Below are 19574 nucleotides of genomic sequence, written 5' to 3'. Positions count from 1 at the left end.
TCACACTCCTTCTCTGTTCAGTATCCAGTCCACAGCTTCTTTCATGGTGGGGGCGTAGGAGTCAAAGGAATTCCTTCTCTCTTCCTGGGTCAGGCCGCCGTATAATTCTTTTCCGTACCCGGTTCCCACCAAAACCGTGCCCACTCCGTATCTTCTTCCGGCTTCTGTATCCAGAAGCTTGTCTCCGATCATATAAGAGTGGGACTTGTCCACCTGAAAGCTTGCCTCCGCCATCTCAAACATCCCGGTTTCCGGCTTCCGGCAATGGCATTCCCGGCCGTATTCTCCGATCCCGTATACCGGATGGTGGGGGCAGTAATAAAAACGGTCTATGAAGGCGCCTTCCTTTGATAGAAGGCTGTTTAAGTATTCATGGAGAGCTTTCACATCCTCTTCTCCATAATAGCCCCTTGCCACTCCGGCCTGGTTGGTAACCACCACAAGCTTAAATCCCTGCTCCCTAAGCCGTTTTAAGGCCTCAGGCACTCCAGTCAGGATCACCAGGTCCTCAGGACGGTGCAAATATTCCACCTCTTCATTGATGGTTCCATCCCGGTCTAAAAATACGATCCTGTCCATGGTCTTTCCCTCCTTTTGCTGCCTTTTTTCCAGGCCTATAATGGAAAATGGTATTCGCCTCCCGGTATGGCCACCCGGATCTCCTGGTAATCCCACCGCTTTTCATCAGTGATCCAGGCCTGGGCGCCTCGCAGCTCAAAGTTCCAGTCCGTAGGCTGCCCACCGGCAGCTTCCATGCGTGCGGCCACTTTATGGCGGACGTTATAGGGGCAGTACACCAGAAGGAATCCTCCTCCTCCGGCTCCCAGAAGCTTTCCTCCCAGGGCACCTGCCTTTAATGCCTCCTCGTAAAGCTCGTCGATCTGCGGGGTGGAGATCTTGCTGCTCATGCGCTTTTTGCTCTTCCAGCCGTAATCCAGAAGCTTTCCAAAGCTGTAAAGATTTCCTTTTAGAAGTTCATCTTTCATGGCATAGGCAAGAGCCTTTACCTCGCACATGGCATCAAAGGGATCCTTCTTTTCATAGTTCTTTACCTGGTCTTTTATGATGTTGGCAGACACATGGATGCCTCCTGTATAGCAAAGGAGTAAATTATACTGCAGCTCATGCATGATCTCTTTTTTTATGCGGAGAGGGTTGACCACCACGTTATTGCGGCCATGGAACTCAATGAAATTAAAGCCTCCAAAGGTTGCTGCGTACTGGTCCTGGTAACCGCCGTCAATCTTTAGATCCTCTCTCTCCACCTGGTAGGCTAAGTCTGCCATGGCATAGCTGTCCATTTCCACGCCTTTCCATTTGGCCATGGCCGTCAAAAGGGCCACCATAACGGTGGAGGAAGTGCCAAGGCCTGATCCTGGAGGGGCATCGCACTGCAAATACACCTCACAGCCCTGTTTGATGTCCATTGCCTTTAATGCCGCCGTTACCAGATCCAGGCGTCCGTCATATACATAATTCTCCCTGGTATTGTACTTGACCGTCATGTCAAAGTCCAGGGAATGAACGATGATCTGGTCATCCTCTCTTGGCACAATGGAGCAGTATGCATACTTATTGATGGTGCTGCCGATAATTGCCCCTCCCTGCTCCACACAGAAGGGAGCCACATCGGTCCCGCCTCCGCCAAAGCTCACCCGCAGGGGAGCACGTCCTCTGATTACCATAAGCTCACATCTCCTTTCTTCTTACTGCCCATGGGTTCCGGGCAGAGCCCGCCCAGTTCTACCGGATGGGAAGGTATACCTGCAAGGTGTTTCTTCACATCTTCGGCAAACCGGTAATAGTCCTGGGGAATCCCGATATCAATGAAATAGCCGTCGCTTACAAAACCGCCCAGCTTTTTTCCCTCTGAAAGCCACTTTGGAATCATATCCTGTTCCAGTGACACCTTTCCTTCCGGAATCTCATCCAGCAGTTCACGCTTTAAATAATAAATGCCGCCGTTTATGGTTCCCTTGCGGGGTTCTTCCGTCTTTTCATTAAAGGTTTTAAGATAGCCGTCTTCCAGAACGGCCTGTCCGTAACGGGACACATCTGACACCTCACGGAGTACCAGGGTCATGTCAAGAGCCCGCTCCTTGCTAAGGGATGTAAGCCTACTGTAATCGATGCGGTAAAAGGTATCTGCATTTAGTACAAGGAAATGGTCCTCTGTTACCTTAACTCCTGCATTCTTAATGGCTCCTGCGGTTCCTAAAAGTTCTTCCTCATAAGCATAGGAAACCTGGATTCCCCACTGGGACCCGTCTTTAAAATATTCTTCTACCATAGAGCCTTTATAGCCTACGGCAAAAATGATTTCTGATACTCCATGGCTTACCAGCTCCATTACCACATATTCCATAAAAGGCTTGTCTCCGACCAGCGCCATTGGCTTTGGCCTGTCGCTCACCACGGAACGGAGTCTGGTACCAAGGCCGCCTGCCAGTAAAACTGCCTGCATATCTGTATCCTCCTGATATCATTTTATTGGTTATCGTAAGTCCGCAGTGCAGCGAATAAAACCTGCGGTTTTGCTTTCTTGGATAGTATATCATATATCTGCTGAACGATCCATGAAGATCATTCCTGGGGATTCCCCGCCCAGGACCGAAGCATATTGCCCAGGCCATGAATGGCCTTCTTTGACCCCATTGCAAATAGGACCGGAAGGGCCACTCCCAGGACCAGGTAGATGATATGAAGCTCTGGATAGGAGTGGGGGAAGCCCCCCTGATTTTCTGCAGGCTCCAGTATGATCTGGGCGTAAATTCTGTCACAGAGCTTAAACACCAGAAAATGAAGGGCCATGATATCAAAGGAATATTTTCCAAGCAGGGCCGCAGCTTTCCCGGCCTTAGGAACCTTTTCCAGACATTTGGCCACATAACAGCAAAGATAAATGCCGGCTGCAGTAATGATATAGAAGTTGATCCCTCCCGGTATCTGATTGGCGGACAACTCCACGCTTTCTCCGGTAAATACCAGGAAATAATAGAAAAGTCCGGCACATGCGGCTGCCCCATACCATGTCACATATTTTTCAATGGGGATTTTCCAGGTCCGCACAGCATATCCGCTGTAATAGACCGGGATCACCAGAAAGGCTGTCTGAAGGTGGTAGCTTAAGAATATCTCCCGCCGGCTGAGGGCCACACCAAAAAGCCCCGCTCCAATACACAGGGCTGCAGCCGCCCATGGCCGGAAGGAAGCAGGAAGATAGTTCCGGCAGAACCAGAGTATGACCGAAAAGCCTGTTCCTGCTGCCAGCATGAGAGGCACGAACCACATGGCTCCTGACGGGCTTTCCGGGCAGCGCAGGAACAGGGTATTTCCCATGGCAAGAAGCATCTCCTTTTTGCCATAGTAGGAATCAGCGGGAAAAAGCAGGTACCAGGAAAGGAAGTTATGTAATAAAACGAACATGCCCCCATAGCAGAAATAGGGCACCCACATATTCTTCAGCCGCCGTGCAAAAAAGTCAAAGGGGGCATCTCCATAACGATTTTCATTATATAAATACCCTGAAATGAAAAAGAATATGGCCAAATGGTAATAATATACTGTCCGGATGGCGATCCCCAGGTTCTGGGAATGGCCGAACACAATGGATATGATCCCGATTCCCTTTAAAATATCCCAGAACAGAAGCCGGTCCCTTTTTTTCTCTTCCATGCGATTCCCTTCCTTTCCCGTCACATTCTCCTTTGTCCTTTTCTATCAATTTAAGCACGACTTCTCGTACCTGCTGCAAAGCGCCCATCGCTCCCGCCAAGACTCCATACATGGGTTCCATGGGTACGCTTCTGTATTCTCCCGGAGGTGTTATCTTGAAAGGAGATTTGGCTCCTTCCGGTTAAACACTCCCTTGATTCAGAAATCATCTGGCTGAAAAAGCAGCACTTGCCAGGGTACAGCCATGAAAGCGGCACAGCACCGCGCCCGGATAAACCGGTACGCGGGTTATTTAAGCTTTGTCCTCTAAAAATCTTCTCCGATCACATTCCAGGCTGCCTCTATGCTGTGATACCTGCGGATATAATTCTGGGTTTCCTGGCACATCTGCCTGCACCTTGCTCCATCCTGATACAGGGAAACCACTTCCCCTGCAAAGGCCGCCGGTTCATCTTTCACCACCATGACCTTGTCCGCTTCCGGAATGCCCTCTGCACCGATGGAGGTGGTGACCACGGGAGCGCCATTATATAAGGCTTCGATGACCTTTCCCTTTACCCCTGCGCCGTAACGCAGCGGCACTACCACCACCCGGCAGCTTACATAAAGCCTTGCCAGTTCTTCCTCTGATACAAATCCTTTTACAATGATCCCGCTGCCCGGCTGCTCCAGAGCCTTAATTTCATCCGTCACCTTAGAACCAACGATATAGAAATTAATGGGCAGATGTTCCCGGATCAGAGAGAATATTTCCTGGGCAAACCAAAGAACAGCATCTGCGTTAGGGGGATGGGCAAATCCGCCTACAAACAAGAGCCCTTCCCTCTTTTCGAAGTCATCGGGAATTTGTTTTAAGAAGTTCTCATAAACATAGGCCACAATGGCTTTCACATGAATGGAAGGCTCTATCTCATGAATGGCATCCCGCTCCACATAGGACGGATAATAGGATACCCCAGCCTTTCTCATAAGGCGAAGCTCCATTGACTTCCAGTACTCAGAAGACTCCCTCTTTTTGGGATCTCCTGTCAGTTCATATTCCCTGCCTTCTCTTAAGAAATGCAGGTCATGGCCATAATAAATCATCTTAATGTTTGTTTTATCTTTAAGAAAATCCATATACTTGGCAGCGATATGGGGACGGTTTAAATAAGCCACCTTAATGTCATTTCCATGGTCCTTTAACCATTCCCAGATCTTCCCCTGGTATTCCCTGCCGTAAAGAATCTCGATCCCCAATTGCTGCAAAGCAGTGGAATAAGGTTCTTCATGAAGGAAATTGTCCCCAAGGAATTTCACCACATAGCCCTTTTCCAGGAACATTTTCAGATACTGGAAGGTGGTCTTGGAACCGGCGTCACGGTCATAGGTGGGAACATAATGGTCCACCACCAGAATGATATCTTTGTCCTGGCTTCTCTCTCTGGCCCTGAAAACATCAGGATTTCCGTCGTTTTCACTTTGCTGCTTCAGTTCAGCCGCCCATTTTTCCCTTAGCTTACGGCCATTTTCCACCTGATACCGCTTTAGGCCGGAACCATTGACATCCGTTCCGTTGGAAACGCCCTCAAAATGAATGACCTTGGAAAGAGGCTGGTAGACCACCCGCAGGCCTGCCCTGCGCACCTCAAAGGCAAGATCGGAATCCTCACAATAGGCGGGGGCAAAGCGGTCATCAAATCCTCCGATCCTTTTCCATAAGTCATTGGAAAGAAGGATGGCAGCCCCGGATATATAGTCCACATCTTTTACATAGTTGTATTCCGGCTTGTCCGGATCGTCAAGGCGTCCATAGTTCCAGCCGGAACCGTCACGGAAGATGATCCCTCCGGCTTCCTGCAGGCGTCCGTCGGGATAAACCAGCTTGGAACCAACCATGCCGATGGTGGAATCGGATTCGATCAAGTTTACCAGGCTGCTGAGCCACCCCTCTGTCACCTGGGTGTCATTGTTAAGGAACATGACATATTTTCCCCTGGCAGCTTTGGCTGCCTGGTTGCAGTTCCGCAAAAATCCCTGGTTGGTTTCATTGCGGCAGATGACCACGTTTTCCGTGAATTTGGAAAGCTCGGCCGTTGCATCCGTAGAAACATCGTCTGCTATGATGACCTCATAGACCACATCTTTGGTATGTTCCAGAATAGACGCAAGACAGGCATAGGTATAATGGATCTGATTGTATACCGGGATGATGATGGATACCATGGGGTGCCCCTCTTTTACGAAACGAAGCTTTCCCTGGACCCGGTAGGCCTCTCCGATCTTCATATCCCCTTCAATCAGGTTCCGTCCTTCCTCTGTTGTATAAAGACGGAGAGATTTCAGCGGATGAAGTACCGTATCCTTGGCATAAAACATCAGTTTCCGCTTTCTGGTCCCCTTTGGGAACTTTTCGTTAAAGATCCTTCCCAGCTTTCTTCCGGCCCGGTAGGCCAATGACTGGTGCCTTTGAAGACAGGCGATCACTTCCCCCATATTGTCACAATCCGACCGAAGAGCCTGAATGATCGTCTCCTGATTGGTCACATGATTGTCAGTCAGGCGCTTCTCCTCCTGCTGCCTGGTGATGAACACATCCTTTTCCCGTATCTCCATCTCCATCTGGGAAAGGCGCTCCTTTGTCTCATCAATTACCTGGGACACGCCATACATATCCTCAGGCAGGGCATGGGTTTCATGCATGTAGTTGACCAGATAAATCTGCTGGTTCTCTCCGTGGACATATTCCTGGAAGCGGCGTTCCATCTCCTCATACGTGCCCAGGCGCTCTGCCTCCACGCCAAATTCTTCCATAAAGGCTTCCATGGAATCATAGGACAAAAGGCTCTTATACTGTTCATAAAAGTAATAAAGGACCCGGAACTTTATAAAGGTGACAGGGACAGGGAAGGAAAATACCCATTCATAATCCAGGCAGTAAGGGCCATCCTCAGTCATCATGATGTTCTCAAAAAGGCAGTCAATGTTAGAGGTTTTAAACGCCCAGTCCTTTTTTATGGTTTCATATTTCCCGCCCATGTTTTCTGGGGATAAAGGTATGCCCGCAGGGCGTTCATCAGCCTCCGAAAGACCTCCAAAGACCTCTTCAAATTCAGGAGTAAGGGTAAAGGGGATAATGCAGTTTTCCTTTGCGCCCATGATCAGGGAAATCCCGTCTTCCATATGGGATACGGAAACCTTTCCCTCACGGATCTCTTTTCCCAGAAGCTCGGAAAGAGTCTGACCCTTAAGGAAATCGAAACGGGCAGTCCCGCCATCCGGGCTTATGGAAACCCCGGCAACCTTTAATCTCTGGTTTTGCTCCGAAAGGCTTTTATATTTTTCCCCAAGGGATTTTATATGGGCAACGCCCTCAGGCTTTAAAGCAGTCTTCTCCACAAAAGGATATCCATCCTCTTCCACCAGACTGGTGCATATCTGAAACGCTTCCCTGCGGGTCCTGTTGTATTTTACAAAGTTAATTTTCTTCATGGCTGCTCCAAATGGTTAAAAATGAATTGGCAAATGTCTCAAACTGCTTTCCCTCACATACCTCGTCAAACATCTTTCCTAAATCAAACCTTAAGTACTTGGGGTAATCATAGGCCAAAATGGCATGAGTCAAATCCCCCTTGCCAGGCAGATATCCATCGGAATACAGGGTGATGGGCAGGCGGTAATCAGGCATGGGATAGTAAAATTCCGCCTTTCCCTGCCTTCCATCCTCTCCGCACAAAAGCTCCCGGAGCTCTTCCCGTGAAAGCCGGTCCTTATCAGGAACCGCACCGGCCTGATACTTAAGGCCCAATCGGTTGCATAGGGAAAGGATCAGCTTTCCTTCCGGCTTTAGAAGAGATTTTGCCTTTTGTATCTGCCTGTCATAGGGCGGCCTTAAAGACCCCACCATTACCACATAATCAAAGCCGTCCTCTTCTAAAGAGTCCAATTCCCCGGCAATATACCGGATGTTTTCCTGTTCCTCATTGCGTAAACGGCACACCGATAAATTGCCCTGGTCCGGATCAAGGACGGTCACCTGTCTCACCCGTCTGCTGTATAAGCCGGTCAAAGCGCCGTAGTCAGCCCCCACCTGAAGCAGAGAGCCCGCCTCATGGAATTCATACCATTCCAACAGGTTCTCACGGATATCGGAAAAGGCATACAAATAATCCAGGTTGGGATTTTCCTGCAGCAGCTTTTTTGTATCTCCATGGTATTTTATAAACAGATTTTTAAGTTCAGGACTGATATCTTTCATGGACGTTTCCTCCTCACTCTCCTGCCCGGTAAAGCTTTAAGCTTACTTCCGGTTCCATATCATAAATACCTACCGTATTTTTATTGGAAATGACCGTAATGTTTGCGATGTCATACAGGCGGTGGTAAACCACATGTTCTCCGTTTTCAAATCCAGTGCAGCTCATGGAAAGGAGATACTCCCCTCCCTGAAGGGTCATTTTCTGGTTAAATTCCACCTCATATTCATCGCCGTTTCCCACGTCCTCCACATCTGAGGCCTCGTACATGGTATTGGTGCCGGTTAAATCGGCTCCCCGTTTATCCTTGATGGTATAGGTAAAAATAGGCGTTTCAATTTGGGTATGAAAATGGACCCGCTCCTTAATAGTAAAGCGTTCCCCTTTCAGCAGAAGGTTAGTCACATTCCCTCTCTCATCCAAAAGCCCGAAATCCACGATCTCCGCCCTTTTGTCGCCGTATTCGGTACGGTTTGGGTTAATGGTCAGCTTTTCCTTCATAAGACCTTCCTGGCGGGAGCTTTGGGACTGCATAAGGACAGAAGCCTGTTCCCCGGAAAAATCGTTTAATATGCCTTTTCTTATCTCTTCCAGATCTTCCCCAAGTTCGTCCATTTGATTGGCCAGGATCTTTTTATAGAGATCCACCATCTTTCCAGGCTCTCCCTCGGCAATAAAATTTCCTTTATTTAAAACCACGACACGGTCACAATATTTGATGATCGCTCCCATATCATGGGTGACCATTAAAATGGTAGTTCCGTTCTGGCGGATTTCTTCCATACGACGGTAGCATTTTGCCTGAAAAAATACGTCACCAACGGACAGGGCCTCGTCAACGATAAGGATCTCAGGCTCCACGTTGATTGCCAGGGCAAATGCCAGGCGGACGAACATACCGCTTGAATAGGTCTTCACAGGCTGGTAGACAAAATCTCCGATGTCCGCAAAATCCAGGATATCCTTAAGCTTTCCATCCATTTCTTTCTTGGAAAATCCCATCATGGTGCCGTTCATGTAAATGTTTTCGATTCCAGTATAATCCATGTTAAACCCGGCTCCCAGCTCCAACAGAGCGGAAATCACCCCGTTGACCTCAAGACTGCCTGAGGTGGGGGTAAGGACTCCGGTAATGATTTTCAGTATGGTGGACTTGCCTGACCCATTGGTACCGATGATGCCCATTGTTTGTCCTTTTTCTACTTCAAAAGAAATGCCGTTTAAGGCATAGAAATCCCGGTGGTAGTTTTTGTGGGTCACGCTTAATGCCTCTTTTAAACGGTCAGAAGGCTTGTCGTATAATTTATAGATCTTTGTTACGTTATTAACAGATATTGCTCTGTTGTTCGATTCTACGGACATTGAATCCTCCATGTTATATAAAGTTATACCTTGAGTCCGTAGTGCATCTGGCGAAACTTTCAGTTTCGCCAGATCACGGGCATTCGCCCTATGAAATATGCCAGGAAAAGTTTTTCTTATGTGCTAGCACAACGAAAAACTTTTTCTGTCATATTTCGCACTACTCATTGCTTTCGTGAAGGTTACAGCACATCAGAAAAGTGTGGGCGCAGTTTTTTAAATACTTTCAGCCCTATAAGCATCAGGACAATGGTCACCGACCAGAAATACAGTCCCAGGGTCGGCCGTTCTGTCAGCCAGTTTCCGGTCAGCATGCTGTCCCGGTACCCTGCCACGATATAATAGAAGGGATTTAACTTAAGCAGAACCGGCAGCCAGGAAGGAATTGCGGAAAACATTTCCGGCGCCCACATGATGGGCACCATCCACATCCCAAACTGCAGGAAGATCCCTATGATCTGTGCCATATCCTTGAAAAACACATGAATGGCGCTGGTAAAATACGCAATGGCCAGAGACAGCATGGAGCTTGCAAAGGAATAATACAAGATCTGGATCCAGCTCGCCTTTGGAAAAAAGCCGTAGCAGAAAAATACCAGGATCATGATAACTGCAAAAATACCATGTACCATCAGGCAGGAAATCATCTTGATGACCGGAAGGATCTCTACCCGGAACACCACCTTTTTCACCAGATAATTATATTCCTGAAGACAGCCCGTCCCCATGTTCAGCACCTCGCTGAAATAAAACCAGGGCACAATGCCCGGGATCAGCCAAAGCACGTAAGGGTAATCCGGGACAGGAGGTACGCTTTTAAAGCCCATCTGGAATACGAAAAAGTATACCAGCACCGTTGCCATGGGCTGTAAAAACATCCACGCGATCCCGAAATAGGAGCCTACAAACCGCTTTTTAAAATCCGCCTTTGACAGATCCAGGATGAGCTTTCTCTTTACAATAATTTCTTTTATTAAGGAAACCAGATAATTCATGGTTTTCTCCTCTCAATTAAAATTTGAAGGTATCCCGGATTCCGCTCCACTTCTGATCCTTCTCGGAAATAATCAGCTCCATACCTTCCTCAATGGGCCAGTCAATGCCGATTGACGGGTCGTTCCATAAAATTCCGCCCTCATCACCTGGATGATAGAAATCGGTACACTTATATGCAAATTCAGCCTCATCAGACATAACTAAAAATCCATGGGCAAAGCCTTCCGGAATGTAGAACTGCTTTTTATTTTCCGCAGACAGCTCCACGCCGAACCATTTTCCATAGGTTTCGGAAGAGGAACGCAGATCCACAGCCACGTCAAACACCTTTCCTCTTACCACCCGCACCAGCTTTCCCTGAGGAAACTGCTTCTGGAAATGGAGGCCCCGCAGTACGCCCTTTACGGACATGGACTGGTTGTCCTGTACAAAAACCATGTCAAGCCCTGCTTCCTGAAAATCATTCTGGTTGTAGGTTTCCATGAAATATCCTCTGGAATCGTGAAATACCCCAGGCTCAATGACAAAAAGCCCTTTGATTCCGCATGTTGTTACTTTTATCTTTCCCATAATTTATGCTCCTTTATCTTTTAAAACATTCTTTTACTTGTAGCATTCTACCACAAGTTGGGCCAGATTTCTATATATAGGGGGATTTTTATTTAAATAAGCCGTTGATTCATGGGCAAATCATGAAAATAAAAAATGCGAAAAATGTCTTTTATCGCAGATAAAAAATGCTGTTTCTCATACGTATGTATAAGAAAACAGCATTTAATGCACCAAAGTATTTTTCGGCATCCGAAAGAAAACCTTCCCATTTACTGCTTCACAATAAACGACTTTCTCTTGCTCACCACATCAAATATAACCGCCGCCATAAGAACCGCCCCCTTCACCACCTTCTGCAGATTCTGGTCCACGCCCATGATGCTCATCCCTAAGTTCAGCACGCCCATAAGAGTCGCACCTACGATCACTCCCGGCACAGTTCCCGTACCGCCGTATGCGGAAGCACCTCCGATGAAGCAGGCGCCGATGGCATCCATTTCATAGCTGTTTCCTGCCGTGGGATTGGCAGAATTCAACCGGGCAACGGTCACCATGCCTGCCACTGCTGCCAGAAGCCCCATATTCAAATAAGCGAGAAAATATACTTTATTGGTATCAATACCAGACAGCCTGGTAGCTTTCTCATTTCCGCCCACAGCGTAAAAATACCGCCCTGTGGTGGTTTTGGAAGAAATATAACTGTAGATCCCAATGATCCCGGTCACCCAGACAAGAGCATTGGGAATGCCTTTATATCTGGCCAGCTTATACATGAAAAACAGAACTACAACGCTGATGAAAGCCATTTTGATCGCCATGCCTCCAATCGGATCCACACGGTACCCTTTCTGGAGCTTTTTTCTGCGGTTTAAAAGTTCCAGCGCCACGAAAACCAGACAGGCAATGATCCCAGCCAAAAAACAGGTTAAGTTAAAACCCTGAATCCCGAATATGTCCGGGACATAGGTATTAAACAGGTTTAAAAAAGGTTCAGGAATGGGGGATAAGGTCATGCCCTGGAGGACCACATTGGATAACCCACGGAACATGAGCATGCCCGCCAGGGTCACGATAAAGGGAGGGATCCGCACATAGGCGATCCAGAAGCCCTGCCATGCGCCTACCAGAATGCCGATGATCAGCATTGCAACCAGGGACAGGTAGGGATTGATCCCCATGTTGATCATCATGCTTCCGCCTAGTGCTCCTACGAAACAGACCACAGAGCCTACGGATAAATCAATGTTTCCTCCCGTGAGAATGCAAAAAAGCATGCCCGTGGCCAGAATGAATACATAGGCATTCTGGGCAATTAAATTGTTCACATTCTGGGGCAGAAGCATTTTCCCTCCGGTGTTGGCGGTAAAAAGAATGACAACAACGGCCAGAACGATTACCATGGTATATTTTTTTAATCCCTCAGATAATTTTATTTTATTCTCCATCTTCTACTCGCCTTTCCTCTGATTTTCCCGTTTTTCAGGGCATTTAAGTATCCCCTCAGGGTGTTTATCTGATTTTAAGATACAGGCCATGATCTTCTCCTGGGTCGCCTCGGCCCCACGGACCTCTCCCACCATGCGGCCTTCATTCATGATATAAATGCGGTCAGACATTCCAAGGACTTCCGGAAGCTCTGAGGATATCATGATGATTGATTTGCCTTCCGAAGCCAGACGGTTGATGATGCAGTAGATCTCGTATTTTGCCCCCACGTCGATCCCTCTGGTGGGTTCATCTAAAATCAGAATGTCAGGCTCTGCGAACATCCATTTTGAAAGCAGGACCTTCTGCTGGTTTCCGCCGCTTAAATTTCCCACATTCTGTTCCACCGTAGGGCACTTGGTTTTCAGCTTATCCCTGTAATCCTCTGCCACTGCAAATTCCTTATCCTTGTCAATAATGGTGCGGCGGCTGACAGCCTGCATATTTGCAAGGGTGGTGTTGGTCTTAATGGGATTTCCAAGGATCAGGCCATTGCCCTTCCGGTCCTCGGTGACATAGGCAAGCTTATGGCGTATGGCATCCCTGACAGAGTTTAATGGCGCCTCTTTTCCGTGAATACGGACTGTTCCGGAGATATTGACCCCATAGCTCTTTCCGAAAATGCTCATGGCAAGCTCTGTTCTTCCGGCTCCCATCAGGCCGCAGATCCCCACGACCTCTCCCTTTCTCACATAAAGAGAAACATCGCTTACCACCTTCCGGTCGGAATACAAGGGATGGCAGGCATTCCAATGCTCCACTTCCATGGCCTTTTCACCGATTTCCACATCAAGGCGCGCGGGAAAGCGGTCTACCAGTTCCCGGCCCACCATGCCTTTGATGATCCTGTCCTCGGTAATGGCATCCTTTTTCCTGTCCAGAGTTTCTATGGTCGAGCCATCGCGGAGGATTGTGATCTTATCCGCCACATAGGCAATTTCATTCAGTTTATGAGAAATAATGATGGAGGTTAATCCCTCTGACTTGAATTTCAACAAAAGCTCCAGAAGGGATTTGGAATCATCTTCATTCAATGATGCGGTAGGCTCATCCAGGATCAAAAGCCTGGCATTCTTTGCAAGGGCCTTTGCAATTTCCACTAACTGCTGCTTGCCTACGCTGATATCCTTGATCAGGGTATGGGAGGATTCCATAAGTCCCACGGTCTTTAAGTACCGGTCCGCCTCCCCATAAGTTTCATTCCAGTTGATTGCGTACCTTTTCCCCTTTTCATTTCCCAAATACATGTTTTCAGCGATGGTCATATAGGGAACAAGAGCCAGCTCCTGATGGATGATGACGATTCCCCTTTGTTCACTGTCGCTGATATTGTTAAATTTGCAGATTTCTCCGCTGTAAATAATATCTCCCTCATAGGTTCCATAGGGATAAATGCCGCTGAGCACGTTCATCAGAGTAGATTTGCCAGCTCCATTTTCACCCACCAGGGCGTGGATTTCCCCTTCCTCTACCTGAAGGTTTACATTATCCAGAGCTTTCACGCCTGGAAATGTCTTGGTTATGCTCTTCATTTCCAAAAGTATTTTTGCCAAGAATATCCCTCCCTTGCCGTCATTTCTTAAGGACGGCCTCCATACTGAAAAGAAGCCGTCCCCCTAAGGAAATCATTTTGTTACTTTAACTGGTCCTCAATATAATATCCGGAAGTGATCAGCATATCTTTGTAATTATCAACCGTTACCACTACCGGGTCACACAGATAGGTGGGAATGATTCCTGTTCCGTTGTCATAGGATTTGGTATCATTGATCTCCGCTTCTCCGCCCTGCATAACGGAATCCACCATCTTTACCACCTGGGAAGCAAGGGTACGGGTATCCTTAAAGATGCTCATGGCCTGTTTTCCCTGGAGCATGTTCTTTACATTGGCGATATCACAGTCCTGTCCGGTGATGACCGGGTATTTTCCGGTATAGGAAGAAACCAGGGCATTTTCCACTCCCAGAGCTGTGGAATCGTTGGAGCAGAGGACTGCGTCCAATATGGTTCCGTCGGAATAGTTACCAGCAATAATGGTATCCATACGGTTCTGGGATTTTTCGGAATCCCAGTTAGCGGTAGCTACCTGTTCAAAAGCCGTCTGGCCGGATTTTACCACCAGCTTGCCGCTGTCAATATACTTTTTAAGGACATCCATGGCTCCGCCAAAGAAGAAATTACAGTTGTTATCAGCAGGATCTCCGGTAAACAGTTCTATGTTCTTAGGTTCAGTGGCTGTCTCAAGGCCCAGGGCCTCTACCAGGTACTCACCCTGTTTTTGTCCGACTTTATAGTTATCAAAGGTTGCATAATAAGTGACTGCATCGGAATTCATGATCAGACGGTCATAGGAGATAACCGGAATGCCCATGGCTTTGGCCTGGCTTAAAGGTTCTCCTAAAGAGCTCCCATCAATAGAGGCAATGACCAGTATCTGGCAGCCATTGGAAATCATGTTCTCCACCTGGGATACCTGGGTCTGGACATCATTGCTGGCATACTGCAAATCCACCTTATATCCGGCGGTCTCCAGTTCCTTTTTCATATTGGATCCATCCTGGTTCCACCGCTGCAGGTCCTTGGTAGGCATGGCGACTCCCACTAAGGTATCGCTCCCCTTTGCTGCTTTGGTTTCCTCTGCCTTGGTCTCAGCCACTTTGGTGGCTTCTGTGGCGGCCTCCCCAGTTGTCTGAGTCTCTTTGTTCCCCGGCGCAGAGCCTGTGGAGCTTGCACATCCGGAAAGCATTCCTGCAGTCAGGGCAAGGGCCATTGCTGCCGCTAAAAATTTTTGTTTCATGGTATTTGTTCCTCCTCCAATATTTGTTTTACTGACAGTTTTATCTTATCACGGATAGAACTGGACTTGTTTGCGAACCATTAGCACGTATTGGGCCAAATAAAAAAAGCCCTGGCGGCTCAGGACTTTTTCGCGGCAAAAAAATGCTATTGCTGTTTTACATTCAGGTATACCTCCTCTTTTCCAGGGAAGTACTAAGACTTAAGGTTGCAATTTTTCAGGCATCTTGTTAGAATAATATTGGCGATAGTCTCTCGTGTAATATATCTCAACCAGGCATTTTATACCTCATTGAAAAGATATGGTGGTTAAATGGAAATCAGAAGATTGTCTTATTTTATTTCAGTTGTAAAGCATAAGAATTTTACAAAAGCTGCCCAGGAGCACCACATGGTGCAAACAGCAATGAGCCGCCAGATTGCGGCCATAGAAGAAGAACTGGGAGTCGTTTTGTTAAAACGTAACAACAGGACTGTTTTACTTACACCTGCCGGGGAAGTTTTTTACAGCAAAGCCTTAAAGGTTATAGAACTGTACAGCGAGATGATTTCTCAAACTCAAAAGACGGCTAAGCTGCATCCCAAAGTATTAGAAATTGGCTTTGGCCATTATGAACATATTTTAATAGCGCAAGTAGTTTCTGAGTTTAAGGCCCTTTATCCGGATATTGATGTTTTGGTTGCAAAGCACAACTATAACGATCTTATAGCATACTTGCAAGCCGGAAAATTAGATATCGTCTTTACGCTTCCCTTCAGCCCCGCTTTTGTATCACAGGATGAGACCGTGGTAAATCCGGTTTTTCCTTCTACTATGTATATCATTGTGAATAAAAAGCATCCGCTTGCTCAGTTTGATATCATATCAGCCGATTCATTGAATGAATATACATTAATTACCTTAAGTGAGGATTCCGGCCCCTGCTCTCTGGAGACCTTAAAACAATTTACAATGACGGCCGGCTTTAACATCAAAGACAGTATTAATGCCAACAGCCTTGAATCCCAGATATTAATGGTGGAATCCGGGCTGGGGGTGGCATTCTTGCCAAGTATTTGTATCAAGCATCTGACACCGAATGTGAAGGCTATTAATTTAAAGGATTTTGATCCCGGGAATTTTGTCGCCATGTACCAGAGATCCAATGAGAATCCTTTTATAAAAATTTTTCTTCAATTAGCTTCTTTAAAAGACAATTGACAGATAGATAAAGAGAAAGGGACATTGCCTGACTAACCTTGGTTAGTTTTGCAATATCCCTTTTGATTTGTTCTGTCTTATTTATTCTTCCGGTTTTTTAGTCAGGGCTATGCCTACGCATAGAAACAGCCCACCCCATACAACGGAACAACCGACAATCATCATAGCCAATGCAAATGGATTCATAGGAATTTCCCCCTTGTTGATGGAATTATCAGATCTTTAGGTCATTCAATATCAGTTTGCCACGGACGTTTACAGAATATAATGGCAACACCGATCATAAGTACAACCGTTCCCCAGCCGAACACAATATTTGATATCAGTGTTATGGAATCCATACCAAACATCTTCATGATACCGGATACAAAATTTGTAATAACGGTAATTCCCAATAATATGGGGGTAAAGTATTTTAGTAAGTAATCCCACCATTTACCGATCTTAAAGTCAGAATATTCGTTTGCATCTTCTCTGAGTTTCTCTGTACCGTAAATGTAACTGACTGCAACAACTTCCACCAGACCAAGCGTAGCGATCACATAGTTTGCCACGTAAGAATCCACCAGATCCAGAATATAGTTAAATCCGCAGTAGGTAGCAAAGGTGGCACTTCCAATAAAACCGGCAATGGATATGATGTTGGTTAATTTTTTACGCGAAATCTTAAATTTATCCAAGGCTGAGGTATTGAATGCCTCAAGCATAGAAATACTGGAGGAAATACCGGCAATAAATAAACAAAAGAAAAACAAAAATCCTAAAATGCCCTGAATCACAATATTAGATGACATGGTTGAAATTGCTATAGGAAATGCGATAAAAGCAACTCCGGCCCCGGTTCCAAAGGAGTCAAAAGAAACGCCTTGTTTATTGACCAAAAATCCCAGGGTTGAAAATACGGTAATCCCTGCAATAATATCAAAAGAGCTGTTTGACAGTACGGTGATAAATGAGTTGTTTACAATATCCTGCTTTTCTCCCAGATAAGAGCCGTAAGCAATCATAACACCAACTGCAAGTGTGGTGGAGAAAAATACCTGTGCATAAGCCGCAACCCATATACTTGGGTTTAAAATTTTAGAAAAATCCGGTGTAAATAATGCATTTAGCCCAATAGCGGCCCCCTCCAGCCTCATGGAGTTAATCATAAAAATCACCATAAGAATCATAAGCATGGGAGTGAATATCTTTGAGGCTTTTTCAATCCCTCCGGAAATTCCCTGCCGGACGATGGCCCAGTTGCAAAACCAAACGACAACCACTGCACCCAGCATATAAAGACTGATACCGCTTCCAAAGTCGAAAGCATTTTGAGCCTGCCCGGTAATAATACCTAACAGTGGTCCCGGATCGCTCATCCAGTTTACCATACCGAAGGCATGACCGATACAGTAGATCATAAAGATGACGGATATGGATATGATGGTGCTGTAGAACATCATAACCACGATGGGTACCATAACCTGTACCCAGCCTATAATCTCTAACTTCTTCTTTAGCTTGGCAAATGCCTTTGTAGAACCACCACGTATTCTCCGACCATAGGTGTATTCCATGATCATTAAAGGAACGGCACATGTAATAATAGCTACAAAGTATGGAAGAAAAAATGCTCCTCCACCATTTTTATAAGCTTGAAACGGAAACCTCCATAAATTACCTAATCCAACTGCAGCCCCAATTGCTGCAAATAAAAAACCTGTTCTGCTGTTCCATTGATCACGCATAGTAAATACCCCCTAATGTCGGATATATTCTTAATATTCGATGGGTTCCAAAGATGCCTGGAAGTGGCGTAAAATCGGTGGCTCCCAGGTAATACGGTATCCTCGTTTGATTTCGGCTGCTCTTTCCTTGATTGCGATTAATGCATCAGCCATAATATCAATATGGGCCTGTGTATAAACACGGCGGGGAATCGCAAAGCGTGTGAATTCAAACTCGGAATGAAGCTGCTCGCCGGTATCCGGATCGTTACCAAGCATAAAGGAACCGATGTCACAGGTACGGATTCCTGCCTCTTTGTAAAGCTCTATTGCAAGCACCTGGGCAGGGAATTCATTATACGGGATATGAGGGAAAAATGCTGCTGCATCCACAAAGACTCCATGGCCGCCCACCGGAGATTGGTAAGCGATTCCTGCCTCGTCTAATTTACCTGCCAGATATTCCATCTGACCGATGCGGTATCTTAAGAAATTCTCATCGATTCCTTCATAAAGTCCAATTGCCAGGGCTTCAAGATCACGTCCGGAAAGTCCCCCATAAGTAAAAAATCCTTCAAATGAAATGCAGTTCGCTTTTATTTTTAATATAATTGGTGAATTGCCATCTTTTACTCCAATCAGACCACCGATATTTACAATGGTATCTTTTTTTGCAGACATTGTAAACATATCGCCATAGCTGAAGATTTTGTTGACAATTTCTTTTATGGACATATTTTTGCACTCTTCTTCCCGCTGCTTTAAGAAGAAGGCATTTTCAGCATATCTGGCAGCATCAATATTAAGAGGAATGTTATGCTTTTTACAAATTTCTGATACCTCTCTCATGTTTGCCATAGATACAGGCTGACCGCCTGCTGAGTTGTTGGTAATGGTCATTACAACAAGACCGACATTTTCAGCACCCAGCTCATTGATCAGTTTTTCTAATTTTACCACATCCATGTTGCCTTTAAAAGGAGCTCTTATCGAAGGATTTTTTGCTTCTGCTACCACACAGTCGATGGCTCTGGCTCCTGCCAGCTCTACATGCGCTCTTGTTGTATCAAAAAACATATTGGAAATAGCAAATTTACCTTTGGAAAGGAAAATGGGGAAAAGCACCTTTTCGCCGGCACGGCCCTGGTGAACCGGTTGTATAAAATCATAATCAAATATATCTTTACCGGCATCAACTAACTTATAGTAACTGGATGAACCGGCGTATGCTTCATCGCCTCTCATGACTCCTGCCCATTGGTCATCACTCATAGCATTGGTTCCGCTGTCGGTTAAAAGGTCAATATAGACATCTTCGCCCCTTAGCCCGAACATATTAAACTTAGCCTCTTTGATTTTTTCGATACGTTCCTCCTGAGTTAACATTTTAATTCGTTCTACCATTTTGATTCTGAACGGTTCTGGAATATACTTTACAGCCATGTTTGATTTCTCTCCTTTTGCTTTTTATGTATATTTTTAATATGTTTTTATCTTAATACAATATGGAATATTTGTAAAATGACTAAAAAAAGTGGCATCACAACAAATTTATTATGATAA

Annotated in this window: 16 protein-coding genes; 1 reads left to right on the top strand and 15 read right to left on the bottom strand. The window is 46.1% G+C overall.

Going from position 1 to position 19574, the window contains the following annotated elements; all coding sequences use genetic code 11:
- The 12 genes from ACYVD3_RS23100 to chvE form a co-directional block, all read right to left on the bottom strand.
- A complete protein-coding gene (locus tag ACYVD3_RS23100; protein WP_460644856.1) occupies nt 1–579 on the bottom strand; it encodes a D-glycero-alpha-D-manno-heptose-1,7-bisphosphate 7-phosphatase in 579 nt (192 codons plus the stop codon).
- A gap of 35 nt (nt 580–614) precedes the next feature.
- The gene (locus ACYVD3_RS23095; protein ID WP_460644855.1) at nt 615–1685 is read right to left on the bottom strand and encodes a GHMP family kinase ATP-binding protein; all 1071 of its coding nucleotides are present in this window, start codon (nt 1683–1685) and stop codon (nt 615–617) included.
- Complete coding sequence (locus ACYVD3_RS23090; protein WP_460644854.1) at nt 1679–2464, bottom strand: nucleotidyltransferase family protein; 786 nt, start codon at nt 2462–2464, stop codon at nt 1679–1681. The genes ACYVD3_RS23095 and ACYVD3_RS23090 overlap by 7 nt, the downstream gene beginning before the upstream one ends.
- Before the next feature lie 119 nt (nt 2465–2583).
- The gene (locus ACYVD3_RS23085) at nt 2584–3675 is read right to left on the bottom strand and encodes an acyltransferase family protein (RefSeq protein WP_460644853.1); all 1092 of its coding nucleotides are present in this window, start codon (nt 3673–3675) and stop codon (nt 2584–2586) included.
- Between the two features lie 306 nt (nt 3676–3981).
- On the bottom strand, nt 3982–7146 hold the full coding sequence (locus ACYVD3_RS23080) for a glycosyltransferase (protein WP_460644852.1): 3165 nt from the start codon (nt 7144–7146) through the stop codon (nt 3982–3984).
- Nucleotides 7133–7912 carry a class I SAM-dependent methyltransferase gene (locus tag ACYVD3_RS23075; RefSeq protein WP_460644851.1) on the bottom strand — a complete coding sequence of 260 codons (780 nt, stop codon included), beginning with the start codon at nt 7910–7912 and terminating at the stop codon, nt 7133–7135. The genes ACYVD3_RS23080 and ACYVD3_RS23075 overlap by 14 nt, the downstream gene beginning before the upstream one ends.
- A gap of 13 nt (nt 7913–7925) precedes the next feature.
- On the bottom strand, nt 7926–9272 hold the full coding sequence (locus ACYVD3_RS23070) for an ABC transporter ATP-binding protein (protein ID WP_460644850.1): 1347 nt from the start codon (nt 9270–9272) through the stop codon (nt 7926–7928).
- A gap of 182 nt (nt 9273–9454) precedes the next feature.
- Nucleotides 9455–10267, bottom strand: coding sequence for an ABC transporter permease (locus tag ACYVD3_RS23065; protein ID WP_460644849.1), 813 nt, complete (start codon nt 10265–10267; stop codon nt 9455–9457).
- 16 nt (nt 10268–10283) lie between these two features.
- The gene (gene rfbC / locus ACYVD3_RS23060) at nt 10284–10838 is read right to left on the bottom strand and encodes a dTDP-4-dehydrorhamnose 3,5-epimerase (RefSeq protein ID WP_460644848.1); all 555 of its coding nucleotides are present in this window, start codon (nt 10836–10838) and stop codon (nt 10284–10286) included.
- Nucleotides 10839–11089: 251 nt separating this feature from the next.
- Nucleotides 11090–12265, bottom strand: coding sequence for a multiple monosaccharide ABC transporter permease (mmsB, locus tag ACYVD3_RS23055; RefSeq protein ID WP_460644847.1), 1176 nt, complete (start codon nt 12263–12265; stop codon nt 11090–11092).
- A gap of 3 nt (nt 12266–12268) precedes the next feature.
- On the bottom strand, nt 12269–13858 hold the full coding sequence (mmsA, locus tag ACYVD3_RS23050) for a multiple monosaccharide ABC transporter ATP-binding protein (RefSeq protein WP_460644846.1): 1590 nt from the start codon (nt 13856–13858) through the stop codon (nt 12269–12271).
- An 80-nt stretch (nt 13859–13938) separates the two neighbouring features.
- Nucleotides 13939–15102 (bottom strand): multiple monosaccharide ABC transporter substrate-binding protein, encoded by a 1164-nt coding sequence (gene chvE / locus ACYVD3_RS23045; protein WP_460644845.1) that lies wholly within the window; start codon nt 15100–15102, stop codon nt 13939–13941.
- 312 nt (nt 15103–15414) lie between these two features.
- On the opposite strand from chvE, the gene ACYVD3_RS23040 reads away from it, so the two are divergent.
- On the top strand, nt 15415–16302 hold the full coding sequence (locus ACYVD3_RS23040; RefSeq protein ID WP_460644844.1) for a LysR family transcriptional regulator: 888 nt from the start codon (nt 15415–15417) through the stop codon (nt 16300–16302).
- Between the two features lie 81 nt (nt 16303–16383).
- Here ACYVD3_RS23040 and ACYVD3_RS23035 read toward each other — a convergent pair whose 3' ends face one another.
- From ACYVD3_RS23035 to ACYVD3_RS23025, 3 genes are read right to left on the bottom strand one after another with little or no spacing between them, the layout of a single operon-like run.
- Nucleotides 16384–16488: a MetS family NSS transporter small subunit gene (locus ACYVD3_RS23035; RefSeq protein WP_460644843.1), complete on the bottom strand. Its 105-nt coding sequence runs from the start codon at nt 16486–16488 to the stop codon at nt 16384–16386.
- Nucleotides 16489–16529: 41 nt separating this feature from the next.
- Entirely contained in the window at nt 16530–18032 is a 1503-nt protein-coding gene (locus ACYVD3_RS23030) for a sodium-dependent transporter (protein ID WP_460644842.1), read from the bottom strand.
- Between the two features lie 30 nt (nt 18033–18062).
- Nucleotides 18063–19454, bottom strand: coding sequence for a tryptophanase (locus tag ACYVD3_RS23025; protein ID WP_460644841.1), 1392 nt, complete (start codon nt 19452–19454; stop codon nt 18063–18065).
- Nucleotides 19455–19574: the final 120 nt, after the last annotated feature.

The organism is Lacrimispora brassicae, from assembly GCF_054772055.1.
The sequence above is the reverse complement of the archived record's forward strand: the minus strand, read 5'-3'. Positions and strand labels throughout refer to the sequence as shown.